A 4,042-nucleotide genomic window follows, 5' to 3' on the forward strand; every position below is an offset into this window, starting at 1 on the left:
CAGGTTGATGCCGTCGTTCTGGCTGCCGTCCTGCTTCTTGCCGAACCGGCTGATCACCGTGCCGCTGGCCGGCCACAGGAAGCCATCACCACTGAGGGCCGGCGGCTTCATCGCCGCGGCCCGCGCCATCGCACCGGGTGCAGTGACCGGCAGGGCCGCCACCTGTTCGGGCTCCGCCGCGGCGGCCGGCACCGGGACGGGTGCCGGGGGCGTGGCACCGGGCGGTGCCAGGGTCGCCACCTGGATCTCGCTCGGCGCCTCCTCCGGCGCCATCGGCGAGACCGGGGTCGGCAGCTGGCGGATCGCCGGGCGCTTGGCCCTGGCCGGCTCCGCTGTGGGCGCCGGACGGGCGCCACGCTGCGGGATGGTCAGGTTGCTGCCGAGCTGGATCACATAGGGCTTGCGCAGGTTGTTGGCCGAAGCCAGCTCCTGCAACGTCACCCCATAGCGCTCCGCGACTTTCGAGGCGGTGTCGCCGCGCATCACCTTGTGCAGCCTGGGCGGCCCGACATAGGCCTGCTTCTTCGCGAGCGCCCAGCTCTGTCCCGGCACGGGCTCGATCGGGCGCAGGTCGCTGCAGCCGGTCAAAAGGACGGCCAGGGCCACCAGGAGCGGGGAGAACGCACGTACCATCCGTTTTCGATACGTCACGCGAAAGCCACGGTTCAAGCAGCCGCTGCCGGCAGCCCGGTAAGGTTCAGCTCTCCACCACCTGCCGCAGCGCCGTCATGCTCGCCATGTGGGTCATGTCGAGGTGGATCGGCGTCACCGAGATGAAGCCGTGGTTGGTGGCCTCCAGGTCGGTCCCCTCGCCCGGATCCTGCTCGGCATGGGTGTCGCCGATCCAGTAATAGGCCTCGCCGCGCGGGTCCTCGCGCTCGATGATCGCGTCGCCGATCTTGCGGGTCCCCTGGGCGGTCACTCGAATCCCGTTGATCTCCTGCACGTCGCGGTCGGGGAAGTTGACGTTGATCAGCACCTCGCGCGGCCAGCCGGCGGCCAGCAGCTTCTTGATCAGGTCCGGCGCGAAATGCTCGGCCGTGGCCCAGCGCGGCCCCTTGCCGAACTCCATCAGCGAGGAGAAGGCGATCGCCCTGGTCCGGCACAGCGTCGCCTCCATGGCGGCCGCCACCGTGCCGGAATATGTGATGTCGTCGGCGAGATTGCTGCCGTGGTTGATCCCGGACAGGACCAGGTCGACCTTCTTGCCCTCGATCAGCCGCTGCAGGCCCAGCATGACGCAGTCGGTGGGCGTGCCGTCCACGGCGAACTGCTTTTCGCCTAAGCGCCGCGCCCGGAGCGGGCGGCGGATCGTCAGGCCGTGGCCGACCCCCGACTGGTTGCTTTCCGGCGCCACCACCCAGACGTCGTCGGAGATCGCCTGGGCGATCTTCGTGAGCGTGCGGATGCCGGCAGCAGCGTAGCCGTCATCGTTGGTGACCATGATGCGCAAGGGACGGGATCCTTCAGGCGACGGGCAGGAGGCGCTCCTGGCCGAAATAGCGGTGCAGCGCCGGCGGCAGGGTAACCGAGCCGTCGGCCTCCTGACCATTCTCCAGGATGGCGACGAGCGTGCGACCAACCGCCAGCCCGCTGCCGTTCAGCGTATGGACGAAGCGCGGCTTCTCGCCAGGGGCCGGCCGGTAGCGGGCATTCATCCGCCTGGCTTGGAAGTCCAGACAGTTCGAGCAGGAGCTGATCTCGCGATAGTTCCCCTGCCCCGGCAGCCAGACCTCGATGTCATAGGTCTTGCTGGCCCCGAAGCCGGTATCGCCCGCGCACAGCAGCATCACCCGGTAGGGCAGGCCCAACCTTTTCAGCACCTCCTCGGCGCAGGCGGTCATCCGCTCGTGCTCGGCCGCCGACTGCTCGGGCGTGGTGATCGAGACCAGCTCGACCTTGTTGAACTGGTGCTGGCGGATCATCCCCTTGGTGTCGCGCCCGGCCGAACCGGCCTCGGAACGGAAGCAGGGCGTGTGCGCGGTCATGCGCAGCGGCAGGTCGCCCGCGTCCAGGATCTCGCCGCCCACCGTGTTGGTCAGCGGCACCTCGGCCGTGGGGATCAGCCCCAGCCCGGTCGTGGTGAAGAACAGGTCGTCCGCGAACTTCGGGAGCTGGTTGGTGCCGAACAACGCCTTCTCGCCCACCATGAGCGGCGGCGCAATCTCGGTGTAGCCGTGCTCGCCCGTCTGCAGGTCGAGCATGAAGGCGGCCAGCGCCCGCTCCAGCCGCGCCATCTGCCCGCGCAGCAGCACGAAGCGCGCCCCCGACAGCTTGGCCGCGGTGGCAAAGTCCATGCCGAGCCTGGCCCCCAGCTCGTCGTGAGCGAGCGGCTGGAAGTTGAACTGCCGGGGCGTGCCGACCCGGCGCAGCTCGACATTAGCCGTCTCGTCGGCACCCTCAGGCACGTCGGGCTGAAGAACGTTCGGATAGGTGGTGAGCTTCGCCTCCAGCTCGGCCGCCACGGCCGCAAGCTGTTCCTCGCCGGCCTTCACCGCGTCCTTGAGCTGGCCGAGCTCGGCCTGGAGCTGATCGACCGGCTGGCCCTTGGCCCTGGCTTGGCCGAACTCGCGGGACAGGCGGTTGCGCGCGGACTGCGATTCCTGCAACTCGGTCTCAATCCGGCGCCGCTCGGCATCCAGCGCCAGCACGTCGGCTGCCGCCGGTGCCGCACCGCGCCGTTGCAGGCTGGCATCGAACGCCGCCGAGTTTTCCCGCAGCCACTTCAGGTCGAACAAGGCTCTTTTGCCCTAGGTCAGATGCACCGGGGGTCTCTTATGCATCCGCCGCCCGGCAGGGAAGCCCGGATCGGCGGGAACCGGCCGCACTTGGCCGCCAGTGTCCCGCCAGGCACGCCGGCACTGCTAGCTGGTCGTGGAGTCGTCCTCGGCCTCGGCGGCTTCCGCGGCCTCGGCAGCCAGCCGCTTCTTCTCGACCATCTTCACCGCGATGACCGAGATCTCGTAGAGAATGAGCAGCGGCACGGCGAGGCTGATCTGGCTGATCACGTCCGGCGGGGTGACGATCGCCGCCAGCACGAACACGCCGACGATCGCATAGCGCCGGTTCCGGATCAGCCCGGCCGAGCCGATGATCCCGACCCTGCCCAAGAGGGTGAGCAGCACCGGCAACTGGAAGGCCAGGCCGAAGGCGAACACCATCTTCATCACGAGGTCGAGATATTCCCCGACCCGCGCTTCCAGCTCGATCGGCATCGTGCCGTCGCCGCCGCCGGTCTCGAAGCTCAGGAAGAAGTGGAACGCCAGCGGGAACACGAAATAATAGCAGAGCGCCGCGCCCAGGAAGAACAGCACCGGCGTGGCCAGCAGGAACGGCAGGAAGGCCTGCTTCTCCTGCCGGTACAGGCCGGGTGCGATGAACATCCAGAGCTGGGTGGCGATCACCGGGAAGGCCAGCATCGCCCCGCCCCACATCGCTACCTTCAGGTAGGTGAAGAAGGCCTCGGTGAGACCGGTATAGATCATCCGCCGGCCGGTCTGGTTGCCGTAGGCGATTTGCAGCGGATGGACCAGGAACTGGTAGATCTGCTCGGAGAAGGCGTAGCAGATCAGGAAACCGACGAACAACGCGCCGATCGACCACATCAGCCGGTTGCGCAGCTCGAGCAAGTGCTCCAGCAGCGGCATTTCGCGATCGTCGATGTCCTTGATGAACGCCATCAGGCTTTCTCGGCAGGTGCGGACTCGGCGGGAGCAGGGGCGGAAGCGGCCGGTGCGGGTGCGGCGGGTGCCGGCCTGACGGAGCCGGTTGCCGTCGCAGGAACCGGCTCGGCAGGCTTGGCCGACGCGGCCGGTGCCGTGCCGGCATGGCCCCCGGCCGAGGCGTCAGCCGCCGGCCCAAGCAGAGCGCCCGGCGCGGGTGATTCGGTCTTCGCCGTCGTGGCGGGCGGCGAGGCTGGCGGCTTCTGGTCCAGCGAGCGGTTGATGTCGCTGGTGTCCAGCGCCTTGCCGAGCGTGCCGTCCGGGTCCACCGACTTGGTGATCTGCTCGCGGATGCCGGCCGGGCTGATCTTGCCGACGCT

4 protein-coding genes and 1 pseudogene are annotated in these 4,042 nt (G+C 68.7%); all 5 read right to left on the reverse strand.

Going from position 1 to position 4,042, the window contains the following annotated elements; translation table 11 throughout:
- The coding region (locus tag EQG76_RS11505; protein WP_159713481.1) for a LysM peptidoglycan-binding domain-containing protein at positions 1-633 on the reverse strand (633 nt) is incomplete at its 3' end.
- Between the two features lie 64 nt (positions 634-697).
- A complete protein-coding gene (gene surE / locus EQG76_RS11510) occupies positions 698-1,444 on the reverse strand; it encodes a 5'/3'-nucleotidase SurE (protein ID WP_235031320.1) in 747 nt (248 codons plus the stop codon).
- A gap of 22 nt (positions 1,445-1,466) precedes the next feature.
- Positions 1,467-2,738: a serine--tRNA ligase gene (serS, locus tag EQG76_RS11515; protein WP_159713485.1), complete on the reverse strand. Its 1,272-nt coding sequence runs from the start codon at positions 2,736-2,738 to the stop codon at positions 1,467-1,469.
- A gap of 126 nt (positions 2,739-2,864) precedes the next feature.
- Entirely contained in the window at positions 2,865-3,680 is an 816-nt protein-coding gene (tatC, locus tag EQG76_RS11520; protein WP_159713487.1) for a twin-arginine translocase subunit TatC, read from the reverse strand.
- A pseudogene (locus tag EQG76_RS11525) lies at positions 3,680-4,042 on the reverse strand (hypothetical protein); the annotation flags it as partial. The gene tatC and the pseudogene EQG76_RS11525, both read right to left, overlap by 1 nt.

Source organism: Geminicoccus flavidas, assembly GCF_009806515.1.
Taxonomy (GTDB): domain Bacteria; phylum Pseudomonadota; class Alphaproteobacteria; order Geminicoccales; family Geminicoccaceae; genus Geminicoccus; species Geminicoccus flavidus.

Bases quoted from the DNA above. Each gene is read 5' to 3' on its own strand.
- surE (WP_235031320.1), bottom strand. From the start codon at position 1,444: ATGGTCACCAACGATGACGGCTACGCTGCTGCCGGCATCCGCACGCTC.
- tatC (WP_159713487.1), bottom strand. From the start codon at position 3,680: ATGGCGTTCATCAAGGACATCGACGATCGCGAAATGCCGCTGCTGGAG.